Origin of the sequence: Sphingomonas sp. GV3, from assembly GCF_031082075.1 — a bacterium.
Classification (GTDB): domain Bacteria; phylum Pseudomonadota; class Alphaproteobacteria; order Sphingomonadales; family Sphingomonadaceae; genus Sphingomonas; species Sphingomonas beigongshangi.
In genome coordinates, this window is the sequence record NZ_JARWLE010000001.1 from 1,190,301 (window position 1) to 1,213,762 (window position 23,462).

Below are 23,462 nucleotides of genomic sequence, written 5' to 3' on the forward strand. Positions count from 1 at the left end.
TTTTACCCGTCGTGAAACCCGCACTTTGCTTGACTTCGCCGACCTCTTCCAGCATTAGCCCGCTCGTTCGCGCCGCCTCTCTCGGGCGGCGCGTCTCGTTTCGAACCGGAAAGGTCACGCCATGAAGGCGCTCATGAAGACCACCAAGGCGGCCAAGCCGCACGAGGTGGAGAAGAAGTGGCACATCGTCGACGCCACCGACCTCGTGGTCGGTCGCGCTGCGACGATCATCGCCAACGTTCTGCGCGGCAAGCACAAGACGAGCTTCACCCCGCACGTCGACTGCGGTGACAACGTCATCGTCATCAACGCCGACAAGATCCGCTTCACCGGCAACAAGGCCGCGCAGAAGGTCTATTACAAGCACACCGGCTATGCCGGCGGTATCAAGGGCGTCACTGCCGCGAAGGTACTGGAAGGCCGCTTCCCCGAGCGCGTGCTGGAAAAGGCCGTCGAGCGCATGATCCCGCGCGGCCCCCTGGGCCGTCAGCAGATGCGCAACCTGCGCATCTTCTCGGGCGCCGAGCATCCGCACGAAGCGCAGAACCCCGAGGTCCTCGACATCGCGGGCATGAACCGCAAGAACAAGGTGGGCGCATAATGTCCGACAACCGTCAGTCCCTCGCCGACCTCGGCGCCGCGCTGAACCAGCAGCGCGATGCCGCCCAGGCCGATTCCGACACCCGCGCCGATGCCTATCTGGCCGGCGAGCTGAACGAGCCGACGCAGACCGCTCCGCTGCGTGCGCAGGAGCTCGACAAGTTCGGCCGCGCCTATGCCACCGGCCGCCGCAAGGACGCGGTCGCCCGCGTCTGGCTGAAGCCCGGCACCGGCAAGATCACGATCAACGGCCGCGACCAGGAAGTCTATTTCGCACGTCCGACGCTGCGCCTCGTCATCAACCAGGTGTTCGGCATCACCGAGCGCGAGGGTCAGTATGACGTCGTCTGCACCGTCAAGGGCGGCGGCCTCTCGGGCCAGGCGGGCGCGGTCAAGCATGGCATCAGCCAGGCGCTGACCAAGTACGAGCCGATCCTGCGCACGCCGGTGAAGCGCGCGGGCTTCCTGACCCGCGACAGCCGCGCGGTCGAGCGCAAGAAGTACGGCCGTGCGAAGGCACGTCGCAGCTTCCAGTTCTCGAAGCGCTGATCCGGCGGCTTCGGCCAAGGTTCAAGCGAAGGGGCGGTCCGGCAACGGGCCGCCCTTTTCGTATCGGCCGACCATCGCCGCCCTTCGCCCTGCCCGATCGATCCGGATCGACGTCGGCCGCCCTGCGTTCGACAGGCGGACGGCATCATGCAACGGAAAGGGCAGGCGATGGACCGCACCACCCCATGGCCCCTTGGCTCCAGCGCTATGGCCGAGCGGATCAGGGCGTTCGACTGGTCCGCCACGCCGCTCGGTCCGGTGGCCGGCTGGCCCGCCATGTTGCGCGACACGGTCCAGCTGGCGCTGCATCATGCGATGCCGATGGCGGTGCTGTGGGGCGACCAGCGAATCCAGCTTTACAACGACGCCTGCATCCCGATCCTCGGCAAGCGCCACCCGGACAGTCTTGGCCGACCAGCCTTCACCAACTGGCCCGAAGCGGCGGGCCCGGCGGAACCGCTGCTCACGCGCGCGATCGCGGGAGAGACGGTGACGCTGGCAGATGCACCGCTCCGCCTCGATCGCGACGGCCGGGACGCGGAGGCCTGGTTCAGCATAACGACCTCGCCGCTGATCGACAGCGACGCGGGGCCGCGCGCTGCGGGTATCCTCGTCACCGCGTTCGAAACGACCGCCACCGTCATCGCCGATCGCGAGCGTGCCGCTGCCTTCGCCGTCCTGCGCAAGCGCGAGGCGCAGCAGCGCGTGATCCTGGAGGTGCTGCCGGTTGGGGTCGCCGTGGTGCGACCCGACGGCGAGCTGGAACAATGCAATGCGGTGATGCGGCATTTCCTGCCTACGGAGACCATGCCGTCGCGCGATCCCGAACGACAGGGACGATGGCAGGGCTGGGACGCGGAGGGACGGCCGATCGACGTGCGGGATTTCCCCGGTGCCCGGGCGCTGCGCGGCGAGAGCGTGCTGCCCGGCACGGAGATGCTCTACACCGAGGATGATGGTCGCCGCGTCTGGGTGCGGGTCGCCACCGTCCCGCTCATGGACGCCGAGCGCCGGCCGCAGGGGCAGATCACCGTCGTCCACGACGTCGATGCGATGAAGCGCGGTGCGGAGGCGTTGCGGGCCAGCGAATCCCGCTTTCGCAGCCTGGTCGAAGGGATTCCGCAGCTCGTGTGGCGCGCCAGGGAAGGTGGCCTGTGGACATGGGCCAGCCCCCAGTGGACCGCATTCACCGGCCAGTCCTGCGCGGACAGCCTCGACATGGGATGGCTCGATGCGGTGCACCCGGAGGATCGCGACGATGCGCGCGCGTTATGGGAAAAAGCGGCGGCGAGCGGCAGCCTGGCGATGGCGGGACGTCTGCGCCACGCCGCGAGCGGCGAGTATCGCTGGTTCCAGACCCGGGCGACGCCGGTACGCGACGCCGACGGCACCATCATCGAATGGCTCGGCACGTCGACCGACGTCCACGAACTGCGCGCGCTGAAGGACCGCCAGCAGATCCTTGTCGCCGAGCTGCAGCATCGGACGCGCAATCTCATGGGGGTCGTACGCTCCATGACGCAGAAGACATTGGAGACCAGCGTCGATCTCGACGACTTCAGGGCGCGCTTCTGGCACCGGCTCGACGCGCTGGCGCGCGCGCAACAATTGCTCTCCCGTCTCGACGACTATGGCCGCGTGACCTTCGACGAGCTGATCCGGACGGAGATCGCGGCGATGGACGGTGGTCCCGAGCGGGTGACGCTGGATGGTCCGATGGACGTCCGTCTCCGCTCCTCGAGCGTCCAGACGCTCGCGATGGCGCTGCACGAGCTGGCGACCAACGCGGTGAAATATGGCGCGCTCGGCCAGGCGCAGGCGACGCTGGCGATCCGCTGGTGGGTGGAACGGGCAGCGGACGAGGATCGACCCATGCTGTGGGTCGACTGGCGGGAAAGCAACGTGCGGCATGAAGGTGCGCAGCAGGGCGACCGCTGGGGGCACGGCCGCGAACTGATCGAACGCGCGCTTCCCTATCAGCTCGACGCCCGGACCAGTTTCGCGCTTACCCCGGACGGCGTGCATTGCACGATCGCCGTCCCGGTCTCGCACACGACCGCGGCCTTCATGGACATGCCGGGGAAGGATCATCGATCCGTACGATCCGCGTCGCGAGGCGGCTAGCCTCCTCCGGATCGTGCGTGACCATCAGGATCGGCAGGCCGACGTCGTCCCGCACGCGCTCGATCGCCACCATGATTTCCTCGCGGCGTGGCCGATCAAGCGACGAGAGCGGCTCGTCTAGCAGCAGGAACGCCGGATCGCTGAGCAGCGCCCGCCCGATCGCGACGCGGCGTGCCTCACCACCCGACAGGGTGCGCGGCCAGCGATCGAGCAACTGGCCGATGCCGAGCATCGCGACGACATCGTCCAGCGTCGCCGTCGCCGGCGCACCGTACATCAGATTGGCGCGGACCCGGCGATGCGGAAACAATCGCGGCTCCTGGAAGACATAGCCCGCGCGGCGAGCCTGGGTCGGCACGTCGATCCCCGCCGCCGCGTCGAACAGCAGGCGCCCGCCCACCGCGATCCGTCCGCGATCGGGCCGCAGCAGGCCGGCCACCATGTTGAGCACGCTCGTCTTGCCGGCCCCGGATGGCCCGAACAGCACCGTCAGGCCTGCCCCCGCGGTCAGGGCGAGCGCTATGTCCGTATCGCCCAGGCGGCGCGCGATCGCGATGTCAAAGGACATGGAAACCCCGCCGCACCCGCCGCGCGAGACTCTCCGACAGGATGAGCGCCACTAGGCTGAGCAGGATGGCGATCCCCGACAAGCGCCAGACCATTGCGTCCCCCCCGGGCTGTTGCAGCGCCGAGTAGATGGCGAGCGGAAGCGTCTGCGTCTGGCCGGGCACGTTTGAGACGAAGGTGATCGTCGCGCCGAACTCGCCGATCGAGCGCGCGAACCCGAGCACGGCGCCGGCGAGCACCCCGGGCAGGCTCAGCGGCAGCGTGATCGTCCAGAAGACCCGGCCCGGCCCGGCACCCAGCGTCCGCGCCGCGCTTTCCAGCCGGCGATCGACCGCCTCGATCGACAGGCGCATCGCCCTCACCATCAGCGGCAGTGCCATCACCGCAGCCGCGATCGCGGCGCCCGTCCAGCGGAACAGCACGCTCGCCCCGAACAGGCGCAGGAGCGGCGCACCGAGCGGGCCTGCCGGCGCGAAGGCGAGCAGCAGCGCCCAGCCCGTGACCACCGGCGGCACGACGAGCGGCAGGTGCACGACCGCGTCGAGCAGCACCTTGCCCGGAAAGCGCACGCGGGCAAGCAGCCAGGCAAGACCGAAAGCGATCGGCAACGTCACGACGATGGCGGTGCCGCCCACCTTGAGCGACAGGCCGACGATCGCCCATTCTTCCGGCGTCAGCATGCGGCCTGCCGCCTCCGCACGCGCCCCACGTTTCGTCGCCCTCGACGACGGCCGGCAGTCCGACACCTCAATGGGAACGGAGGTCTCACCGCGGATCGACGAAGCCAAAGCGGTGGAAGATCGCGCGCGCCTCGTTGCCGACCAGGAAGCGGCGGAAGGCTTCGGCATCGGGATGCGTCGACGCCCGCAGCCGTGCGACGGGATAGGTGATTGGCGGATAGCTCGACGCCGGGAAGACACCGGCGACCCGTACGGTCGGCGCGGCCTTGGCGTCGGTGGCATAGACGATGCCGAGCGGCGCTGCGCCGCGCTCGACAAGGGTCAGCGCCGCGCGCACGCTGTCGCCGCGCACCACCTTGGCCGCGACCGCGTCCCAGACGCCGAGCTTGCGCAACGCCGCCTCGCCATAGCGACCCGCCGGCACGGGCGTGTCGGCCATGGCGAGCGGTCCCGCCGCGAGAATCCTGGCGAGCGCGGCGCGCCCGAGCGGGATGCGGACCGTCGTTCCCCTCGCCGCGACGATCACCAGCCGGTTGCCCAGGAGGGTGGCGCGGCTCGCCGGGACGATCAGCCGCTTTGCCTCGAGCGCATCCATCCATTGTTGATCGGCCGAGACGAACAGATCCGCCCTGGCCCCCGCCTCCGCCTGCCGCGCGAGGGCGGACGAGGCGGCGAAACTGATCACGGGCCTCGGATGCCCCCGTTTCGCCCAGGCGTCCGCCGCCGCCGTCATCGACTCCTGCAGGCTGGCCGCCGCCAGCACCAGCGGTCCGGCCCGTTCCGCCGCCGCGCCGCTGCGTGCGCACACCAGCGCCGCGATGGCGGCGATGGCGCGCGCGACGATGCCGATCCGCATCATCAAGCTCACCGCGCGGGCGCGACGACGTAGCGATCGCCCGCCCAGCGTGCGACCTGCCCCGTATCCCGTCCGAACCGCAGCGTGCCGCCATCACCCTGCGCCAGGTCGAAGCCCGATGGATCGGCGATCTGCTGCGCCACGACGGCACGGTGATCGGGATCGGCGCCGCGCTGCACGACCAGCCGATATCCCATCCCCGCCGCGACCCCGACCAGTGCCGCCGTGTCGGGCAGGCGATCGCCGTCGAAATCGCCCTGGAGCGTCACGACAGGCTCGTTCACCCCATCGTCGTAGACCGGAAGACGCCCGGCGTCGCTGACCGCATCCGCCCAGTCGGCGACCGCCCGGCGGTAGCGGACCACCGGGTCGCCGCCATAGAGCGACAGCGACAGGCGTCGCGCGCAGCCCGGCCGCTGCCGCTCGACCGCACAGGCGCCATGGACCACGCCGACCGCGACGATCTTGCCGCCCGCGACGATCAGCGCTCCCTTCTCTCCGCAGGCATCCTTGCGACAGGCGGTGAACAGCCAGCCGCCGGCGATCTCCCGCGGCTTGTCCCCCGGCCCGCCGAGAACCGCGAGCGCCTGCTCCGCCACGGGTGGCAGGCCGTCGCGGAGCAGGTTGGCGCGCTGCCCCGCGGTCGCGGCACGGATGCCCTCGACGACACCCGGCGCGGCGATCAGGTCCGCGGTCGTCGCGCAGGCCTGTGGCTGCGACAGGCCACAGGTTCCCGATACGGCGGCGGCAAGGGCGAGGAGGAGCATGCGTCGGAAACCTTTCTTGGCGATGGCGTAACGCCCGGCTCAGCGCGGCGGCTGCGCCTGCTGGACCGCGGGTCGGTTCTTGACGGTCCTGTCGAGGAAGTCGAGGATCGTCGTCCACAGATGGTCGCTCACGCCGGGACCCCCGACGCGGTGCGTCTGGCCCGGATAGAACATCATCTCGAACGGCGTGTCGCTCGTCTGCATCCTGGCGGCGAACCGCGTCGAATTGTCGAGGAAGACGTTGTCGTCCGCCATGCCGTGCAGCAGAAGCAACGGCTCCCGGATTTTCGGCGCGTCCGCGACCGCGGCGGCTGCGGCATAGGCCTTAGCGTCCCTTGCCGGATCGCCCATATAGCGTTCGGTATAGTGCGTGTCGTACAATTGCCAGTCGGTGACGGGCGCCCCCGCCACCGCCGCCGCATAGACGCCTGGCGTCGTCTCGAGCATTTTCAGCGACATGTATCCGCCGTACGACCAGCCATAGGTTGCGATCCTGGACGGATCGACGAACGGCAGCGTCTTCAGATAGTTGGCGCCCGCGAGCTGGTCCTCGACCTCGACGCTTCCCATCGCATGGTAGATCTGGTTCTCGAACGCCCGCCCGCGGTTGGGCGAACCGCGATTGTCGATCTGGAAGAAGATATAGCCGCGCTCGACCAGATATTGCGGCAGTGCGCCCTGCCAGCCGCGCGTCACCGTCTGGCTGCCGGGGCCGCCGTAATGCTGGAAGAACACGGGGTAGCGCCTGCCCCGTTCCAGCGGCGGTGTGATCATCTCCCAGTGCAGCACCGAACCGTCGGCGGCCTTGATCGTGCCGAATTGCGTCGGCCGGTGCTGCGCGAGATAGGGATGATAGGGATGGCCCTCGACCAGCGCATTCTCGTCGATCCAGGCGATCCGCTTGCCGTCGCTGCCGGCCAGATAGACCTGCGGCGGCTGCGAGGGATTGGATCGCTGGACGATGACGCGGCTGGCCGCCGCATCCATCGTCGCCACGTGGGTCCATCCGCGCTCGGTCAGGCGCGTGACCGGCCCCGGCCGAATGTAGTCGACCGCATAGAGCTGTTGCTCCAGCACGTCGTCCTTATTGGCGGTGAAATAGAGCCGCCCCCTGCCCTCGTCGACCCCGACCAGCGCGGTGACCACCCACGGGCCCCTGGTCAGCTGCGTCCACCGTCCGTCCGGTTGCCAGCGATACAGATGGCCGAAGCCGTCGCGCTCCGATCGCCAGATCATGGTGCCGTCCGCCAAGGGGCGATAGGCGTCGGAAAGGTTGATCCAGCTCCTGTCCGGCGCGCGCTCGGTGAACAGGACGCGCGCCTTCCCCGTCGCGGGATCGACGGCGAGCATGTCGAGCGTCTTCTGGTCGCGGCTCTGGCGCTGGACCAGCAGCGTCGCCCCGTCCGCCGCCCAGTCGACGCGCGCGAGATAGATGTCCGGATCCGCGCCGAGGTCGACCTTGACCTGTCCCGTGCCGTCCGGCCGCATCACGTAGAGATCGACCAGGACGTTAGGCGTTCCCGCCGCCGGATAGCGCTGCTGGTAGATGCTGGTGCCGGTCGCGCCGATCGACGCCCGGGTTGCGATATGGACGGGCGCCTCGTCGAAGCGCTCGACGGCGACGAACCTTTCGTCGGGGCTCCACCAATAGCCGGTGCGGCGGTGCATCTCCTCCTGCGCGACGAACTCCGCCTCACCGAAGTGTACGGTCCCCCCGCCGCCCGTCGTGATCGCGCGCGCCGGGCCGCCGGCCAGCGGCTGTACCCAGAGGTTCTGGCCGCGGACGAAGCTGACGAAGCCGCCCCGCGGCGAAACGATCGGGTTGAGCGCCCCGCCCGGTGCCTCGGTCAGCCGCCGCACCGTGCCGTCGAGACCGGCCAGATAGAGATCGCCATCGAGCGGCACGAGCACCGACTTGCCGTCGGGCGCGAAGTCATAGGCGACGATGCCCTTCGATCCGCCGATACGTTCGCGCTCGCGCTGCATCTTCTCGGCTTCGGACAATTCGGCACCGCTGCCGACCTTGCGGCTGTCGACGAGCATCCGCTCCGCGCCGGTGCGCGTATCGCGCGCCCATAGGTCGGTGCGGTCGCGCTCGTCTGCGCGGGCGCGCAGGAAAGTGATCAGGCTGCCGTCCGGCGACAGGCGCAGCAGGCGCGGCGGCGTGCCGGACAGGTCGGGGCTGCCGAAGACGCGCGCAAGCGTCAGGGCCGGCGCCGCGGCGGGTGCGGCCTGCCCGGCCTGCGCGGCGGCGTCAGGACTCACGCCGCCCGTCGCGACCGATGCCAGCGCCATTCCCAGCATCCATAAGCGCATCCCATCCTCCGGTGATTTCGTGCGGGCGTTCATACGCAACGGTTCGGCGCCGTAAAGCATGGGTTTCGACAGGGTTACCGTCCTATCAACCGTGTCTTTACGTGCTTCGGTATAGATCGGGGTCCAGACAGGGCCTGCCGCGACAGTCAAAGGCTCGCGCGGCGGGTATTCTGCTCACACGGTCGGGGAAGTATGTTGGACACGGCGCGGACGGGATGGCACGCAAGTGCCTGGGACATGGTGGCGGCGTTCGGCATCGCCGACGGCAGTGCCGCGCATCCGCATGTCGCGCGCCTGCTCGCCCCCCATGCGGCGCCGCGCGACCTTTCGGATGCGGTCCATGCGCTTTGCACCCTGCACGGCCATCATCCGGGTCTTGCCGCCGAGGCCCGCCAGCATTGCGCGCAGCCCGACGCCTGCGACTGGCTGGAGGCGATCGCGGACGCCTTCGTGCTCGAACGCGGCTATATCGCGCGCCTTGCCGCCGCCGCCGGCCCGTTGCCCTCGACCCCCGGGCAGGCGGAAAGCGAGGCGGCGCTGCTGACCAGCGGCCATGCGCTAGAGATGCTGGCACGGTCCGAACGTCGCGGCTGCGCCACCGGGGCGGTCGCCGCCCTCGTCCACGACTGGGCGACGATCCGCGGCTTGCTCGACCATGCCGCGACGCGATTCGGCATCGACGTGCAGCCGCAGGCCTTTCCCCCGCCGGCGTACACCGGCCGCGCGATCGCGATGCTCGCGGCGACCCCCGCGACGGAGCGTGCGGTGAGCTTCGGCGCGCAGCAGCTGCTCGCCCAGCATCGCGCCCTCTGGGATCTGCTCGAGGCCCGCGCGAGCGCACGCGAGGGATGACCCGACAGCGCGCTTGCGCGCGCCCGCGCAAACCGCCTATCGCCATACCCGTTCTTCCAACGGGATATCGACCATGCAGCGTTTCGAAGGCACGCAAAGCTATGTCGCGACCGACGACCTGAAGGTCGCGGTCAACGCCGCGGTGACGCTGCGCCGGCCGCTGCTGGTCAAGGGTGAACCGGGCACGGGCAAGACGGTGCTGGCCTATGAGATCGCGAAGGCGGTCGGCGCGCCGCTGATCGAGTGGACGATCAAGTCGACGACCAAGGCGCATCAGGGCCTGTATGAATATGACGCGGTCGCCCGGCTGCGCGACGGCCAGTTGGGCGACCCCCGCGTGCACGACATCGCCAACTACATCCGTCGCGGCAAATTGTGGGACGCGTTCACGCAGCCCAGCCCGCCCGTGCTGCTGATCGACGAGATCGACAAGGCGGACATCGAATTCCCGAACGACCTGCTCCACGAGATCGATCGCATGGAGTTCCACGTCTACGAGACGGGCGAGACCGTGCGCGCGACCGAGCGTCCGATCGTCGTCATCACGTCCAACAACGAGAAGGAACTGCCAGACGCCTTCCTGCGCCGCTGCTTCTTCCACTACATCCGCTTCCCCGACCGCGACACGATGCAGGCGATCATCGACGTCCATTTCCCCGGCATCCAGAAGATGCTGGTCGGCCGCGCGCTGGACCTGTTCTACGAGGTGCGCGAGGTGCCGGGCCTCAAGAAGAAGCCGTCGACCAGCGAACTGCTCGACTGGCTCAAGCTGCTGCTGCACGAGGACATGCCGCTCGAGGTGCTGCAGAACCGTGATCCGACCAAGGCGATCCCGCCGCTGCACGGCGCGCTGCTGAAGAACGAGGCGGATGTGATGCTGTTCGAGCGCCTCGCGTTCATGGCCAAGCGACAGGGCCGCTAGGGTCCGATCCGGCAAAGCGGGATCGGCGCGGTGCCGGCACCGCTTCCGCGTCGGCGGGTCGGGGTCCGGACCCGCGGGCGGGTCGAGGATCGTGGGACGGGCGCGCCCCCCCTCACACCCGCCATCCGCCTCTAAGCGCTTTAGATCATTACCCGATCGCAATGACTTACGGGCGGTGCAACTCATCGCACCGGCGCATTTTGAGCGCGCGTTAACCATAAAATCCAACCGTCCGGTCATCGCGCGACGGCTATGCCAACTGCATGCGGGGCGTATCTCCCAGATTCGGCGTGTTGGCCGCAACCCTCATCGCGGCGATGTCGGCGGCGCTGCCTGCCGCTGCCAGCAATCTGCTCGATTACGTCGGCCAATGCGTCCCCTTCGCGCGCGCCGCCTCGGGCATTCATATCTACGGCGATGCCTGGACGTGGTGGGACCAGGCGCAGGGCCGCTACGCGCGCGGCCACGACCCAAGGGTCGGCTCGGTCATCGTATTCGCCAAGACCGGGCGCCTGCCGCTGGGACATGTCGCGGTGGTGAGCCGGATCGTCGAACGGCGCGTCCTCATGCTCACCCACGCCAACTGGTCGCGGCAGAATGGCGAGCGCGGCCACGCCGAACAGGACGTGACGCTGTACGACGTGTCGCCCGACAACGACTGGAGCGAGGTCAAGGTGTGGTTCCGCGACAATGACGGGCTGGGCGGCAGCGTCTACCCGGTCAAGGGCTTCATCTACGCCACCGGCCGCCCCGCGCCCGGCCTGTCGTCGCGCGATCCCGATTATGTCGGCGCGCTGATCGACGCCTATGTCCCGGATGCGGGGCGCCGCTAGGGCCTGCCCATAGCGGATTGGGATCCGGCGGCGTCGGGTGGATGATCGCGCCATCCCCCACGTACGCCGGCCTGCCGAAGAGGGGGCGGCCCATGACGCGGCGCTGCGACCGCCGTTCGTCCTTTTCCGCATGGCCGGCGGCCGACAATGTGCGTTGACGACTTCCACCGCCCCCATGGCTGTGCCACGCTGTCCGCAACGTTTCGTTACAGGACCTGCCATGCGCCGCGCGATCGCCACTTCCCTCCTCGCCCTCGTGCTTGCCGGCAATGGCCACGCGCAACAGCTCGGCTCCGACATTCCGAAGAGCTTCAAGGCCGTGGATGCGGACTTCGACTATGAACGGCGCAGCGTCGACATACCGATGCGCGACGGGGTCAAGCTGCATGCGGTGATCGTCCAGCTGAAGGGGCTGAAGGACGCGCCCATCATCCTGCAGCGCACGCCCTACGGCGCGGAAAGCGCCACCGAGCGCGAGGCGAGTTCGCACGGCGACATGGTGGTGCGCGCCTCCGACGCGGCGCTGCTCAAGGCAGGCTACATCCGCGTCTACGAGGACGTGCGCGGCAAATACGGATCGGAGGGTGAATACGTCAACGAACGCCCGCTGATCGGACCGCTCAATGCCACCAAGGTCGATCACTCCACCGACGCCTATGACACGATCGACTGGCTGGTGAAGAACCTGCCCAACACCAACGGGCGCGTCGGCATCATCGGCACCAGCTACGATGGGATGATGGCGGCGATGGCGCTGGTGAAGCCGCATCCCGCGCTTAAGGCGTCGGTACCGATGAATCCCGTGATCAACACGTGGATGAACGATGACGACTTCCACGGCGGCGCCTTCCGCCTGATCGGCTTCGACTATTATTACGGCCAGGATGCCGCGAAGGGGAATGCCGGCGACCTGTGGCGCGACGCCTATGACGATTACGACGTCTTCCTGCGCGCGGGTTCCGCGGGCGATTTTGCGCGGGCGCACGGCCTGGAGCAGCTGCCCTGGGTGAACCGGATGATGGCGCATCCCGCCTATGACGCCTTCTGGCAGGCGCAGGCATTGGAGACCATCCTCCCGAAGCAGCCGCAGACGGTGCCGACCCTGTGGGTCGCGTCGCAATGGGATCAGGAGGACATCTACGGCGCGGTCGCCGCCTATCGCGCGGTCAGCAAGGTCGATCCGCACCACGTCAACCATCTCGTCCTGGGACCCTGGGCGCATGGCGGCGCGAACGGCGACGGCTCGACGCTGGGAGCGATCCGTTTCGATGCGGATACCGCCCTGTGGTTCCGTCGCGAAGTGCTTCTTCCGTTTCTCGACGCCCATCTCAAGACGGGCGGCGCGCCTGACAGGCTGGCCCCCGTCACCGCGTTCCAGACCGGCAGCAACCGGTGGCAGACTCTGCCGGCCTGGCCACTCGCCTGCGAGCGCGGTTGCGCAAGACCGATGCAGCGGCTGTATTTCGCTGGCGGCGGCACGCTCGGCTGGACGGCGGGCGCCGCCGAGGGCGGCGACAGCTATGTATCCGATCCGGCCAAGCCCATTCCCTATCGGCTTCGCCCGATCCGCCCGACCTATGCGACCGGATCCAGCTGGCGCCAGTGGCTGGTCGACGACCAGCGCCCCTTCTCCGACCGCACCGACGTCCTGGTCTACCAGACGCCGGTCCTGACCAAAGCGGTCGCGATTTCCGGCGCGGCGGCGGTCGATCTCGTCGCGGCGACGACGGGGACGGACGGCGATTTCGTCGCCAAGCTGATCGACGTCTATCCGGCCGACTACAGCGAAAAGCCGGAGATGGGCGGCTACCAATTGCCCGTCGCGATGGACATCCTGCGCGGTCGGTACCGCGAAGGGTTCGAGATGGCCAAGCCGATCGCGGCCAATACGCCGCTCGCCTATCGCATCGTCCTGCCGCACGCGAACCACGTGTTCCTGCCGGGGCACCGGATCATGGTCCAGATCCAGTCGAGCTGGTTCCCCCTGTACGACCGCAACCCGCAGACCTTCGTCCCGACGATCATGGAAGCCAAACCGACGGACTATCGCAAGGCGACGATTACCGTCGGCTATGGCGGCGCGCAGGGCAGCTTCGTCGAGCTGCCGGTGGTCGACGCGAAATAGCGGAGCAGGAAGGCTGTTCAGTTAGCGCTGTCCTACATGGCCCGTGGATGGTATAAGGCGCGCATGGTCCGTACCCGGTCTTCGAATGGACTATCGTCCAAGAGGCGAACCTGTGCGACCTTTGTGACTTTCCGCGCGCCAAGCGCCTGTAAGGGCGCGTTTTCGTGTTCCTGAATTTTCTCGACGAATTACGTACCGCGGGCATTGCGGCGAGCATGAAGGAGCATCTCCTCCTGCTCGAGGCACTCGATGCCGAGGTGATCGGCCGCTCGACCGAGGATTTCTACTATCTCGCCCGTGCCACCTATATGAAGGACGAGGGGTTGCTCGACCGCTTCGACCAGGTGTTCGCCAAGGTCTTCCGCGGCCTCGAGACGCGGTACGGCACCACCGCCGCCGACATACCGGCCGACTGGCTGAAGGCCGTCGCGCAGAAATATCTGACTCCCGAGGAGATGGCGAAGATCGAGTCGCTCGGATCGTGGGACGAGATCATGGAGACGCTGAAGCAGCGCCTCGCCGAGCAGGAAGGGCGGCACCAGGGCGGCAACAAGTGGATCGGAACCGGCGGCACCAGTCCCTTCGGCAATGGCGGCTACAATCCCGAAGGGGTACGGATCGGCGGGGAAAGCACGCACAAGCGCGCGTTGAAGGTGTGGGAGCAGCGCGACTTCCGCAACCTCGACAACACCCGCGAACTCGGCACGCGCAACATCAAGGTCGCGCTGCGCCGCCTGCGCCGGTTCGCGCGCGAGGGGGCGGCGGACGAGCTCGACATCGACGGCACGATCGACGGCACCGCCCGACAGGGATGGCTCGACGTGCGCATGCGCCCCGAACGGCGCAATGCGGTCAAGGTCCTGCTGTTCCTCGACGTCGGCGGCTCGATGGACCCCTGGGTCAAGCTATGCGAGGAATTGTTCAGCGCCGCGACGAGCGAATTCAAGAACCTCGAATTCTTCTATTTCCACAATTGCCCCTATGAAGGGCTGTGGAAGGACAATCGTCGCCGCTTCCAGGAGCGCACGCCGACGATGGAGGTACTGCACAAGTTCGGCCACGATTATAAGCTGGTCTTCGTCGGCGACGCGTCGATGAGCCCTTATGAGATCACCTATCCCGGCGGCTCCGTCGAGCATTTCAACGAGGAGGCCGGGGCGACGTGGGTGCAGCGACTGACCACCACCTATCCGGCGGCGGTGTGGCTGAACCCGATCCCGGAGGCGCAATGGGGTTATACCCAATCGATCCAGATCCTGCGCCAGCTGATGTCGGACCGCATGTACCCGCTCACCCTCGCCGGTCTCGACGCCGCGATGCGGGAGCTGACACGCAAACGCTAGCCAGGCCATTTCGGACATGATAGCATCGTCGCTTACGGGAGAATTGCCATGCCGCTGATCCTCATCCTGGCGCTTCTCGGCACGGATGCCACGGCCGCGCGCTCGACCTCGGCAAAGCCGTGCGTGAAAGTCGACGCGGAGCATATTCGCCGCGACGCACCGAAGCCGACGCTGCGCAAGCTCGGCGAACTGCCACCCGCCAAGCCCTTCTACACGGTGCTGCGCGAAATCGACGGCTGTCCGCAGAACGTCGTCGTACCTGCGCGCGCGCGCTGAACGCCGGTCGACGCGCTCAGGGGTGGCTGACCACGCCGCCGGTCATCGCCTGCGGCACGCCCGTCGTACCGGGGAAGCTGATCGGCAGATCGTTCAGCCGCCGCACCGCCATATAGGCAAAGCCTTCGGCCTCCATGGCGTCGCCGTTCCAGCCCAGCGCATCGCTTGGCTCGGGTGTCAGGCCGGTACGGGCGGCGATCATCGCGAGCAGCGTCGGATTGTGTCGGCCGCCGCCCGCGACGATCAGCCGCCGGGGCCGCTCGGGCAGGTGCGACAGCGCGTCGGCGACCGATGCCGCGGTGAAGGCGGTCAGCGTCGCTGCGCCGTCCGCAGGCGACAGGCCGCGCGCCGGTTGGATGGTGAAGTCGTTGCGGTCGAGCGACTTCGGCGGGGGGAGGTCGAAATAGGGATGATCGAGCATCGCAGTCAGCACCGTCTCGTCGACGCGCCCCGCCGCTGCCAGCGCGCCATCGGCATCGAAACGCGCGCCGCTCTCCGCCTCGACCCAGCTGTCGATCAGGCCATTGGCCGGACCGGTATCGAAGGCGATCAGCCTCTGGTCGGCACCGACGAAGGTGATGTTGCCGACTCCGCCCAGATTGAGCACCGCCACCGGCTTCGGCAGTGCCGCCGTCAAAGCGGCGTGATAGACAGGCAACAGCGGCGCGCCCTGCCCGCCCGCCGCGACATCGGCGCTGCGCAGGTCGCTGACCACCGGGATGCCGGTGGCGCGTGCCAGCACCGCACCGTCGCCGATCTGCCATGTCCAACCGCGATCCGGACGGTGCGCCACCGTCTGGCCATGGTAGCCGATGACTCCGACATCCGACGCCTCCATGCCTGCATCGCGCAGCAGCTTGTGGACCGCCATGGCATGCGTCCGATCGATAAGTTCGCCGGCCGCCACCAGATCGGGACTGGCGCGGGGCCGATCGAAGGTCAGCGCCAGCGCGGTCGCGGCGGCAAGCTGTGCCCGCGCCGCATCCGAATAGGGTTCGCCGCGAAAGGCGATGGGCCGCACGACCGCTTCGCCATCGGTTTCGATCACCGCCGCATCGATGCCGTCCAGCGACGTTCCAGACATGAGTCCGATCGCGAGCATGATCTTCGTCCTCCCCCTCCCGCCTGCACGGTCGCGGCCGACCTGTCGACCGCTTCCGAGCCGGCCCGTGTCCGATCAGCGGCGCGCGATGACCAATTCCCCCGCCTTGGCGGCATCGGGGATGTCGAAGCTGAGCGTACCGGCGGCCGGGTCGAAACGTGCCGACGACGCGCGCAGTCCGCTGACCCGACCATCTCCCTGCCAGCCATGGACGACGAGCGCGATGCGCGACCACCAGGGTTTGAAGCGCCCCTGTCGCGTGTCGAACGCGATACGCAGACCGTCGGGCGTGACGGTGCAGCGCACCTGCTGGCGCAGGAGCATGCCCTTGCGGAACGCCATCGAGTGGCCATCGTCGGCGTAGAGGTCACCGCGGCAATCGTCGCCTGGATAGACGTCGAGCTGCAGCGGCCCCTTTGGCGTCTCGCTGGTGCTCTGCACCAGCGGCTGGCGCGGCAGGATCGTCCCCGCCCGGACGAAGACGGGCAGATAGTCCAGTCGCGGCGTCACCGTCAGCCGATCGCCACGCGCGGTCGCTTCCCCGGTCGCCTGGCTCGCCGACTGGATCTGCCCCGCTTCCTGTTTCTCGGGCGTACCCGCACGCCGTCCGGTCCAGTAATCGTACCACCCGCCCGCGGGCAGGCAGACGTCATAGGCGATCGGCTGGTCGGGCCGCGGCGACGGGGCAACGAGCAGCGAGCGGCCGACGGTGAAGGTCCACGACTGATCGCACGACAGGCGCAGCGCGGAGGGATAGTCGTAGAAGACCGGGCGCAGGATCGGGTCGCCCAGACGGCTGTTCTGGTCTGCCAGCGCATAGAGATAGGGCATCAGGCGATAGCGCTCCTCGATGAAGCGCCGGCGGATCGCCAGATGCTCCGGCCCGTCGACCCAGGGCTCGACTCGCGGCGTTCCCTTCGCCGAATGATCGCGGAACACGGGGTAAAAAGCGCCGATCTCGAACCAGCGGGTTGCCAGGTCCGCGCTGGGCCCGCCCGCAAAGCCCGTGACGTCCGCCGCGCCATAGGAGAAGCCGGAAAGACCCAGGTTGATGATCTGCTGGACCGACAGCTTGAGATGATCCCAGGTCGCGAGATTGTCGCCCGTCCACGTCACGGCATAACGCTGCCCACCGGCGTAGCTGGCGCGTGTCATCACGAAGGCGCGCTCGTTCGGCGCCAGCTTCCGCAATCCGTCGTAGGTCGCGCGCGTATTCTCCATGCCATAGACGTTGTGGATCTCGGCATGCGGCGCCGTGCGGGCCGCGAAATCGTCGCTGGCGATCCGGTGCATCACGTCGGGCGGCATCGTCTTGGTCGGCGTTTCGAAGATCGCCGGCTCGTTCATGTCGTTCCATGCACCGGCGACGCCGTCCGCGACCTGCTGCGCGAACAGGCCGCCCCACCAGTCGCGCGTCGATTTCTGCGTGAAGTCGGGAAACACCGATGGGCCTGGCCAGACCGGCGCGACATAGATCGACCCGTCCGCCCGATGCACGAACCGGTCGCCCCTGATGCCGCTGTCATACGGCGCATAGCCCTGGTCGGGCGCGCGCGCGACATGCAGGTCGGTGATGGTCACCACCTTGAACCCGTCCTTGCCCATGTCCCGGATGAGACCCTTCATGTCGGGGAACGTCTGCGTGTTGACGGTGAACGGTCGGTTGCGGTCCTGGAAATCGATGTCGAGCCACAGAACGTCGGTAGGGATCCGCTCCTGCCGCAGCCGGCCCGCGACGCCGCGCAGCTCGTCCGCACTCATGTAGCTATAGCGGGACTGCTGATAGCCCAATGCCCATTGCGGCACGAGCGGAGCCTTGCCCGTCAGGTCGGTATAGCGGCGTACGACCTCCGCCGTGGTGGGGCCGGCGATGACATAATAGTCGACCGGACCGTCGGGCGCGCCAAAAGCCAGAACATTGTCGTCGCGGTGCCCGAAATCGAACCAGCTGCGCCAGCTATTGTCGAAGAAGATCCCGTAACTGCCGCCCGCGCCGCCGACGGCGATGAAGAAAGGAATCGATTTGTAGATGGGATCGTCGCCGCTACCGAAGCCAAATGCGTCGGTATTCCAGTCGACGAAGCTCTTGCCGCGACGGTCGAGGCCGCCGGTCTTGTCGCCCAGTCCGAAATAATGCTCCCCCTGCGGCATCGCCTTGCGCAGCGTGAAGGCAGCGCCGTCGCGGGCGAAGGGCTGCGCGGCATCCGCGGTGATCACCTTGCCGGCCGGATCGGTGACGGTCATCCGGCCGTCGGGCGCGAAGGCGACGCGGAGCGCGGACGTGGCGAAACCGTCCGGCGTCGGCGTCACCCGAACGCGCTGCCTGCGGACATCCGCCTCGACCGCCCAGCTTGCGTCCTCCGGCATCGCGCCATCGCGGTCGATCCGCACGCGCAGGATCGAGTCGGTCAAGGCAACGACGCGCACCGTGCCGCCGGGACGGCGGACGGAGACGCCATCGAGCTGCGCAACCACCGACGCAACCACCGACGCGTCCGGCACCTGGGCCGCCGCGACCCCCGGCATGACCGCGAGCGGCGCGAGCGAAAGCAACAAGGCGGCGCGGCGCCGGGCGAGGGGCGCAAGGCCACGCGAAATCATGATCATCTCTCCCTGGGGATGGGTATGCTATGCTTCCCCAAGGAGTTGCGGGAGGAGAACCCGCGCGTCAACCACGGATGATGGCGGACGTGGCACGGGCCGGCGGACGTAGCCCGTCAGGCGCGCCGCTGCATCCCCGCTTCGCGCGCGATCGCGATCCCGTCGACGACAAGTTCGTAATGCGCGGGCGAATAGCCCGCCGCCAGGAACGACCGAACCTCCGCCGAGGGCACCGAATAGCCCCGACGCCAGCTCAGCACCGCGATGCGACGCAGCGCCTCCAGCTTCGGGTCGGCGAGCTGCGTGCTCGCCTTGATCCCGAACACCCATTCGATCAGCCGCGAGAGCGGCCCCGGACCGCGCAGCGACGACAGACCGTCACCCCGCGCCAGCCCGATCACCGAGCGTTCGAGCTCGGTCAGCATCGGCTTGTCCTCGACGGGCGCGGCCAGCCGCTGCACCGCCGCCGCGCGGGCAAATCCGGCCATGCCGGGCTCTGCGAATGCCATATATGCCATGATCGACCTCCCTTCCCGCGTCCGACCGGACGACCCCGCGCGCCACCACGGCGCACAGACCCGTTTGCGGTCCGACGGATGAACCTTGTTTACGAACGACTGGAACATCGGGCGGCCGATCCGCCGCCCCATCTTCTATACTGATCGGTATATAAGGCGGTTCATCCGCCGTCAATCGTTTTGTACCGACCGGTAGCAAAAAATTTGCGGTGGATCAGCGACCCGGCCAGACCGCCAGGCTCGTCTCGACGAGCAAGGTCAAATCCTCACGCGTCGCCCCCGCCCCGGCCTGCACGGACATCCCCAAAAAGAGTGCGAACAGATAGCTCGTCAGGCCGACGGGATCGATGTGCGGCGGCAGGTCGCCCTCGTCCCGCGCCCGCGCGAACCGCTCAGTCAGCGCCGCCTGCGACGAGGCGCGGCGCGCCAGCAAGGCATCGCGGATGGACTGCGCCTCGGGTCCGCAGGCCATGGAATTGATCACGCCCATGCAGCCGTGCGGCTCGCCCCGGCCGGTCTGCGCATCGAGCGCGCCGCGCAGCAGATATTCCGCCACGCCTCGCGCCGTCGGCTGATCCAGCGCACCCCGCATATAGGCCAGCTTTTCGGCCTCGTAGAGGTCTAGCGCCTTGTGAAACAGGGCCTCCTTGTTGCCGAAGGCCGCGTACAGGCTGGGGCGGGTGATCCCCATGGCCTCCGTGAGGTCGGTCAGCGAGGCGGCGTCATAGCCCTTCGCCCAGAACACGCGCAGCGCCGCCGCGAGCGCGGCATCGGTGCAGAATTCGCGCGGGCGCCCCTTGGCGGGGGTGCACGGCGAAGCCGGCAGAGGCGACGGGGCGGCTAGAACGGTTTCCATATCGAGCGGTATATATATCGTCGTGGCGCATCCGCCAAGCCGTTCCGTTCGAACAGCCGCATCCCCTCCCGCCGTCCTGCCGGACGCCGGCGAAGCGCCGCAGCGCCACCGCCGACGTGCCGGTCGAGGATATTCCGCCGCTCCGTCGCGTTGACGGGAACGACGCGAAGGAGAGCGACATGACCGATATCCGCAAGGTCGATCCGGGGCACGGCGCCGGCGGCGCGCCGTTTGATGACGAAAACGGTCTCTATGGCCAGGACTATCATCGGGATCGGGAGGCTGCGATGGGACGTGAACGCCCGAGCGGCACGGTGGCCGAGGACAAGGGCGCGGCACCGCATCCTGCCGAAGGCGGCGCGCGCCAAGCTGATATTCCCGCCGACAACGGTCGCCGCGCGTCGTTCGACCCACGGACCGGCGAGGTCCACGGCAGCGGCAGTTCGGCCGGCGGCGGCAGCGAAGGTGATGACTTCAGCAGCGACTCCGAGGCGGGCGATGGCTATCCCTTCACCGGCCGGGAAGGCACCGTGCAAAAGGCACCCGACGATCTAGGGCCGCCCCATTTCAAGGAGTGAGGCGCAGTCATGTCCCGCGTCGGCCGGACGCGGGGCCTCCCGTCGCATCGCTCAGCGCAGCGGCACGATCACTTCGTTGGGATGCGCGACGTTCAGTTCCTTGCGGACCATCTCGTCGACCATGTCCGGATTGGCATGGTCGGGGTCGAGCAGCGCTACGCGGTTCTTCAATACCGCGCGCCGCTGATCCAGCAGCGCATATTGCTTCTCGCGCTTGGAAAGCTGTCGCTTGTAGTCGCCATAGGCTATGATGCCGTCCGGCCCAAGCACGGCATAGACGCCAAAGATCGCGACAATCGTGAGGCCGACGGCAGGCAAGGCCGCGCGACGCATCGTCTTGCGAAAGGCAGAGGATTTCGTCGCGCGGGCCATGCATCCATCCTGATTCGGGCCGACTCGCGCGTCAAGCCCGTAAAAGCGTCAGGCCTTAAGAACGCTACGCCCGGCATAACGTGCCACCGAGCCCAGCTCTTCCTCGATACGGATCAGCTGATTGTACTTCGCGAGCCGGTCCGAGCGCGCGAGGCTGCCGGTCTTGATCTGGCCGCAGTTGGTCGCGACCGCGAGGTCGGCGATCGTCGCGTCCTCGGTCTCGCCTGAGCGGTGGCTCATCACGGCGGTGTAGCGGGCGCGCTGCGCCATGCTCACCGCTTCAAGAGTCTCGGTCAGCGTGCCGATCTGGTTGACCTTCACCAGCAGCGAATTGGCGTAGCCGCCCTCGATGCCGCGCGCGAGACGCTTCGGATTGGTGACGAACAGGTCGTCGCCGACCAGCTGGACCTTGTCGCCCACCAGATCGGTCAGGGCCTTCCACCCTTCCCAATCGTCTTCGCTCATCCCGTCCTCGATCGAGAAGATGGGATAACGACGGGTCAGATCGGCGAGATATTCGGCCATGGCGCCGCTCTCGAGCACCTTGCCCTCGCCCGAGATGTTGTAACGGCCGTCCCTGTAGAACTCGGTCGCCGCGCAATCGAGCGCCAGCATCACGTCGTCACCCGGCGTGTAGCCCGCCTTCTCGATGCTCGCCATGATGAAGCCCAGCGCTTCCTCGGTGCTGGCGATATTGGGGGCGAACCCGCCCTCGTCGCCGACGCCGGTCGCAAGCCCCTTGTCGTGCAGCGCCTTCTTTAGCGTGTGGAAGATCTCCGAGCCGCAACGGACCGCCTCGACGATGCTGTCGGCGCCGACGGGCACGATCATGAATTCCTGGAAGTCGATGGGGTTGTCCGCATGCTCGCCGCCGTTGATGATGTTCATCATCGGTACCGGCAGCACGTGCGCGGAGACGCCGCCGACATATTTGTACAGCGGCAGCCCCCGCGCGTCCGCCGCGGCCTTCGCCGCCGCCAGGCTGACGCCCAGGATGGCGTTCGCGCCCAGCCGGCCCTTGTTCTCCGTACCGTCGAGCGCGATCATCTTGGCGTCGAGCTCCGCCTGATCCTCGGCGTCGTAGCCGACAAGCGCTTCGGCGATCTCGTCATTGACCGCATCCACCGCGCCATCGACACCCTTCCCACCCCAGCGGCTCTTGTCGCCGTCGCGCTTCTCGACTGCTTCATGTGCGCCGGTGGAGGCGCCCGACGGCACCGCCGCGCGACCGAAGCTGCCGTCCTCCAGCAGCACGTCGACCTCAACGGTCGGATTGCCGCGGCTGTCGAGAATTTGGCGGCCGTGGATGTCGATGATTGCGGTCACGTAACGATGCTCCTACCTTTTGGGGCGAGATACGGGCCGGCCTCTACCCCGCTCGCTGCATAGCGGCAATCTCCTATGGCCGGAGGGAACCGCCATCTGGCGGGGCGGGTTGAGGCGGTCGAACAACGAAAGGGTTCGTCATGTCCGACACCGACGCAAGACCGATGACCGACGCGGACGTGCTGCCCGCCTCGGCCGGCGACACGCTCGACGCCGACACGTCCGGCACCGCGCAGAGCAAGACCGCTCAGGCCAAGCAGGCGATCAGGGATCAGGCCGACAAGTTCGGCGGTCAGGCCAGCGACCGCATCCGCACGCTGGCCGACACCGGCAAGGAAAAGGCCGGCAGCGCGCTCGACCAGCTCTCGCAGATGATCGGCGACGCCGCCGGTCAGGTCGACGAGAAACTGGGCGCGCAATATGGCGATTACGCGCGGCAGGCCGCGACGACCGTCTCGCGCTTCTCCGAGCAGGTGAAGGGCAAGGACGTCGACGATCTGCTCGAAGACGTCCGTGGTTTCGTCCGCGAAAGCCCGGGCGTCGCCGTCGGCGTTGCCGCTGCGCTCGGCTTTGCGCTCGCGCGGCTGGTGCAGTCGGGCCTCGACGGCAACAAGGGCTGAGCGTTCTTGGCTAGCACGGGGAACAGGCAGATGACCGAGGAGCCGGGCGTGGCGACACTGGTCGGCCAGCTCGTCGAGGACACACGCAATCTCGCCAGCGCGGAAATCGCCCTGGCGAAGGCGCGTGTCGGCGAACGGGTCTCGGCCTATAAGAGCGCCGCGATCTTCTTCGCCATCGCCGGGGTGCTCGCGCTCGCAGCCTTGGTGGCGCTGCTCGTGGGGCTCATCATGACATTGACGCCGCTGATCGGGCCGGGCTTCGCAACCGCGGTAGTGGTCGTGCTGGTCCTCGTTCTGGCGGGCGTGCTCGGCATGATCGGCAAAGCCCGGCTCGCACCGGCGAAGGTGGTACGATGAGCAACCTTCCCGGCACCCGTCTTGCCGATGCCGAGGCGGAGGCGACCGCCGCGCGCGAACGGCTCAACACGACGCTCGCGCAGCTGCAGGTCAAGCTCGACCCGCGCACGCTGACGCGACAGGCGACGAAGGAAGTGGTGGACAAGAGTGCCGCCGCGGCGGCCGCGGGGATCGACACCGCGCGCCGCAATCCGGGCGCGGTCGCAGGCGCCACCGCCGTCGCCGGGCTCTTCCTCGCGCGCCACAGGATCGCCCACCTGTTCCGCCGCAAACCCAAAACAGACCGCCGGGATTGACCGGCCACCGCGATAAAGGATCGACC

The 23,462-nt window shown here is 68.0% G+C and carries 24 protein-coding genes; 13 read left to right on the plus strand and 11 right to left on the minus strand.

Going from position 1 to position 23,462, the window contains the following annotated elements; genetic code table 11:
* Positions 1–121: 121 nt before the first annotated feature.
* The 3 genes from rplM (at position 122) to RF701_RS05415 (ending at position 3,273) form a co-directional block, all read left to right on the plus strand.
* Positions 122–601 carry a 50S ribosomal protein L13 gene (gene rplM / locus RF701_RS05405; protein ID WP_308814351.1) on the plus strand — a complete coding sequence of 160 codons (480 nt, stop codon included), beginning with the start codon at positions 122–124 and terminating at the stop codon, positions 599–601.
* The gene (rpsI, locus tag RF701_RS05410) at positions 601–1,149 is read left to right on the plus strand and encodes a 30S ribosomal protein S9 (protein ID WP_203310826.1); all 549 of its coding nucleotides are present in this window, start codon (positions 601–603) and stop codon (positions 1,147–1,149) included. The genes rplM and rpsI overlap by 1 nt, the downstream gene beginning before the upstream one ends.
* A gap of 168 nt (positions 1,150–1,317) precedes the next feature.
* Entirely contained in the window at positions 1,318–3,273 is a 1,956-nt protein-coding gene (locus tag RF701_RS05415) for a PAS domain-containing protein (protein ID WP_287977754.1), read from the plus strand.
* Here RF701_RS05415 and RF701_RS05420 read toward each other — a convergent pair.
* From RF701_RS05420 to RF701_RS05440, 5 genes are all read right to left on the minus strand, one after another.
* Complete coding sequence (locus tag RF701_RS05420; protein ID WP_308814352.1) at positions 3,215–3,841, minus strand: ATP-binding cassette domain-containing protein; 627 nt, start codon at positions 3,839–3,841, stop codon at positions 3,215–3,217. The two genes, RF701_RS05415 and RF701_RS05420, sit on opposite strands and share 59 nt — an antisense overlap.
* A complete protein-coding gene (gene modB / locus RF701_RS05425; RefSeq protein ID WP_308814353.1) occupies positions 3,831–4,520 on the minus strand; it encodes a molybdate ABC transporter permease subunit in 690 nt (229 codons plus the stop codon). Before modB ends, RF701_RS05420 begins: the two co-directional genes overlap by 11 nt.
* An 85-nt stretch (positions 4,521–4,605) precedes the next feature.
* Positions 4,606–5,379: a molybdate ABC transporter substrate-binding protein gene (modA, locus tag RF701_RS05430; protein WP_308815616.1), complete on the minus strand. Its 774-nt coding sequence runs from the start codon at positions 5,377–5,379 to the stop codon at positions 4,606–4,608.
* A 5-nt stretch (positions 5,380–5,384) separates the two neighbouring features.
* Positions 5,385–6,143 carry a hypothetical protein gene (locus tag RF701_RS05435; protein ID WP_308814354.1) on the minus strand — a complete coding sequence of 253 codons (759 nt, stop codon included), beginning with the start codon at positions 6,141–6,143 and terminating at the stop codon, positions 5,385–5,387.
* A 39-nt stretch (positions 6,144–6,182) separates the two neighbouring features.
* Positions 6,183–8,438, minus strand: coding sequence for a DPP IV N-terminal domain-containing protein (locus tag RF701_RS05440; RefSeq protein WP_374758594.1), 2,256 nt, complete (start codon positions 8,436–8,438; stop codon positions 6,183–6,185).
* A gap of 213 nt (positions 8,439–8,651) precedes the next feature.
* On the opposite strand from RF701_RS05440, the gene RF701_RS05445 reads away from it, so the two are divergent.
* The 6 genes from RF701_RS05445 (at position 8,652) to RF701_RS05470 (ending at position 14,810) form a co-directional block, all read left to right on the plus strand.
* On the plus strand, positions 8,652–9,311 hold the full coding sequence (locus RF701_RS05445) for a DUF6975 family protein (protein WP_246848168.1): 660 nt from the start codon (positions 8,652–8,654) through the stop codon (positions 9,309–9,311).
* Positions 9,312–9,384: 73 nt separating this feature from the next.
* Positions 9,385–10,233, plus strand: coding sequence for a MoxR family ATPase (locus RF701_RS05450; protein ID WP_203310819.1), 849 nt, complete (start codon positions 9,385–9,387; stop codon positions 10,231–10,233).
* 263 nt (positions 10,234–10,496) lie between these two features.
* Positions 10,497–11,066, plus strand: a complete 570-nt coding sequence (locus tag RF701_RS05455; RefSeq protein WP_203310818.1) for a CHAP domain-containing protein — start codon at positions 10,497–10,499, stop codon at positions 11,064–11,066.
* 220 nt (positions 11,067–11,286) lie between these two features.
* The gene (locus tag RF701_RS05460; protein WP_308814356.1) at positions 11,287–13,191 is read left to right on the plus strand and encodes a CocE/NonD family hydrolase; all 1,905 of its coding nucleotides are present in this window, start codon (positions 11,287–11,289) and stop codon (positions 13,189–13,191) included.
* Between the two features lie 164 nt (positions 13,192–13,355).
* Positions 13,356–14,534, plus strand: coding sequence for a VWA domain-containing protein (locus RF701_RS05465; RefSeq protein WP_308814357.1), 1,179 nt, complete (start codon positions 13,356–13,358; stop codon positions 14,532–14,534).
* Between the two features lie 48 nt (positions 14,535–14,582).
* Positions 14,583–14,810, plus strand: coding sequence for a hypothetical protein (locus RF701_RS05470; RefSeq protein ID WP_308814358.1), 228 nt, complete (start codon positions 14,583–14,585; stop codon positions 14,808–14,810).
* A gap of 16 nt (positions 14,811–14,826) precedes the next feature.
* On the opposite strand, the gene RF701_RS05475 is transcribed toward RF701_RS05470, so the two are convergent.
* The 4 genes from RF701_RS05475 to RF701_RS05490 form a co-directional block, all read right to left on the minus strand.
* Positions 14,827–15,912: an anhydro-N-acetylmuramic acid kinase gene (locus RF701_RS05475; protein ID WP_308814359.1), complete on the minus strand. Its 1,086-nt coding sequence runs from the start codon at positions 15,910–15,912 to the stop codon at positions 14,827–14,829.
* A 75-nt stretch (positions 15,913–15,987) separates the two neighbouring features.
* On the minus strand, positions 15,988–18,513 hold the full coding sequence (locus tag RF701_RS05480; protein WP_308814360.1) for a TIM-barrel domain-containing protein: 2,526 nt from the start codon (positions 18,511–18,513) through the stop codon (positions 15,988–15,990).
* 116 nt (positions 18,514–18,629) lie between these two features.
* Complete coding sequence (locus RF701_RS05485) at positions 18,630–19,031, minus strand: hypothetical protein (RefSeq protein ID WP_203310812.1); 402 nt, start codon at positions 19,029–19,031, stop codon at positions 18,630–18,632.
* Positions 19,032–19,245: 214 nt separating this feature from the next.
* Positions 19,246–19,887 carry a TetR/AcrR family transcriptional regulator gene (locus tag RF701_RS05490; RefSeq protein ID WP_210358259.1) on the minus strand — a complete coding sequence of 214 codons (642 nt, stop codon included), beginning with the start codon at positions 19,885–19,887 and terminating at the stop codon, positions 19,246–19,248.
* Between the two features lie 179 nt (positions 19,888–20,066).
* Here RF701_RS05490 and RF701_RS05495 point away from each other — a divergent pair, with 179 nt between their 5' ends.
* Positions 20,067–20,465 (plus strand): hypothetical protein, encoded by a 399-nt coding sequence (locus RF701_RS05495; RefSeq protein ID WP_210357946.1) that lies wholly within the window; start codon positions 20,067–20,069, stop codon positions 20,463–20,465.
* Between the two features lie 51 nt (positions 20,466–20,516).
* Here the strand turns inward: RF701_RS05495 and RF701_RS05500 are convergent, their stop codons facing one another.
* Positions 20,517–20,837, minus strand: a complete 321-nt coding sequence (locus RF701_RS05500; RefSeq protein WP_308814361.1) for a septum formation initiator family protein — start codon at positions 20,835–20,837, stop codon at positions 20,517–20,519.
* A 48-nt stretch (positions 20,838–20,885) separates the two neighbouring features.
* Positions 20,886–22,163 carry a phosphopyruvate hydratase gene (eno, locus tag RF701_RS05505; RefSeq protein ID WP_308814362.1) on the minus strand — a complete coding sequence of 426 codons (1,278 nt, stop codon included), beginning with the start codon at positions 22,161–22,163 and terminating at the stop codon, positions 20,886–20,888.
* A 140-nt stretch (positions 22,164–22,303) separates the two neighbouring features.
* Here eno and RF701_RS05510 point away from each other — a divergent pair, with 140 nt between their 5' ends.
* The 3 genes from RF701_RS05510 to RF701_RS05520 are packed head-to-tail and all read left to right on the plus strand — an operon-like array spanning position 22,304 to position 23,436.
* Positions 22,304–22,783, plus strand: a complete 480-nt coding sequence (locus tag RF701_RS05510) for a hypothetical protein (protein WP_308814363.1) — start codon at positions 22,304–22,306, stop codon at positions 22,781–22,783.
* Between the two features lie 30 nt (positions 22,784–22,813).
* Positions 22,814–23,140: a phage holin family protein gene (locus tag RF701_RS05515; RefSeq protein WP_203310806.1), complete on the plus strand. Its 327-nt coding sequence runs from the start codon at positions 22,814–22,816 to the stop codon at positions 23,138–23,140.
* Entirely contained in the window at positions 23,137–23,436 is a 300-nt protein-coding gene (locus tag RF701_RS05520) for a DUF3618 domain-containing protein (RefSeq protein ID WP_203310805.1), read from the plus strand. Before RF701_RS05515 ends, RF701_RS05520 begins: the two co-directional genes overlap by 4 nt.
* Positions 23,437–23,462: the final 26 nt, after the last annotated feature.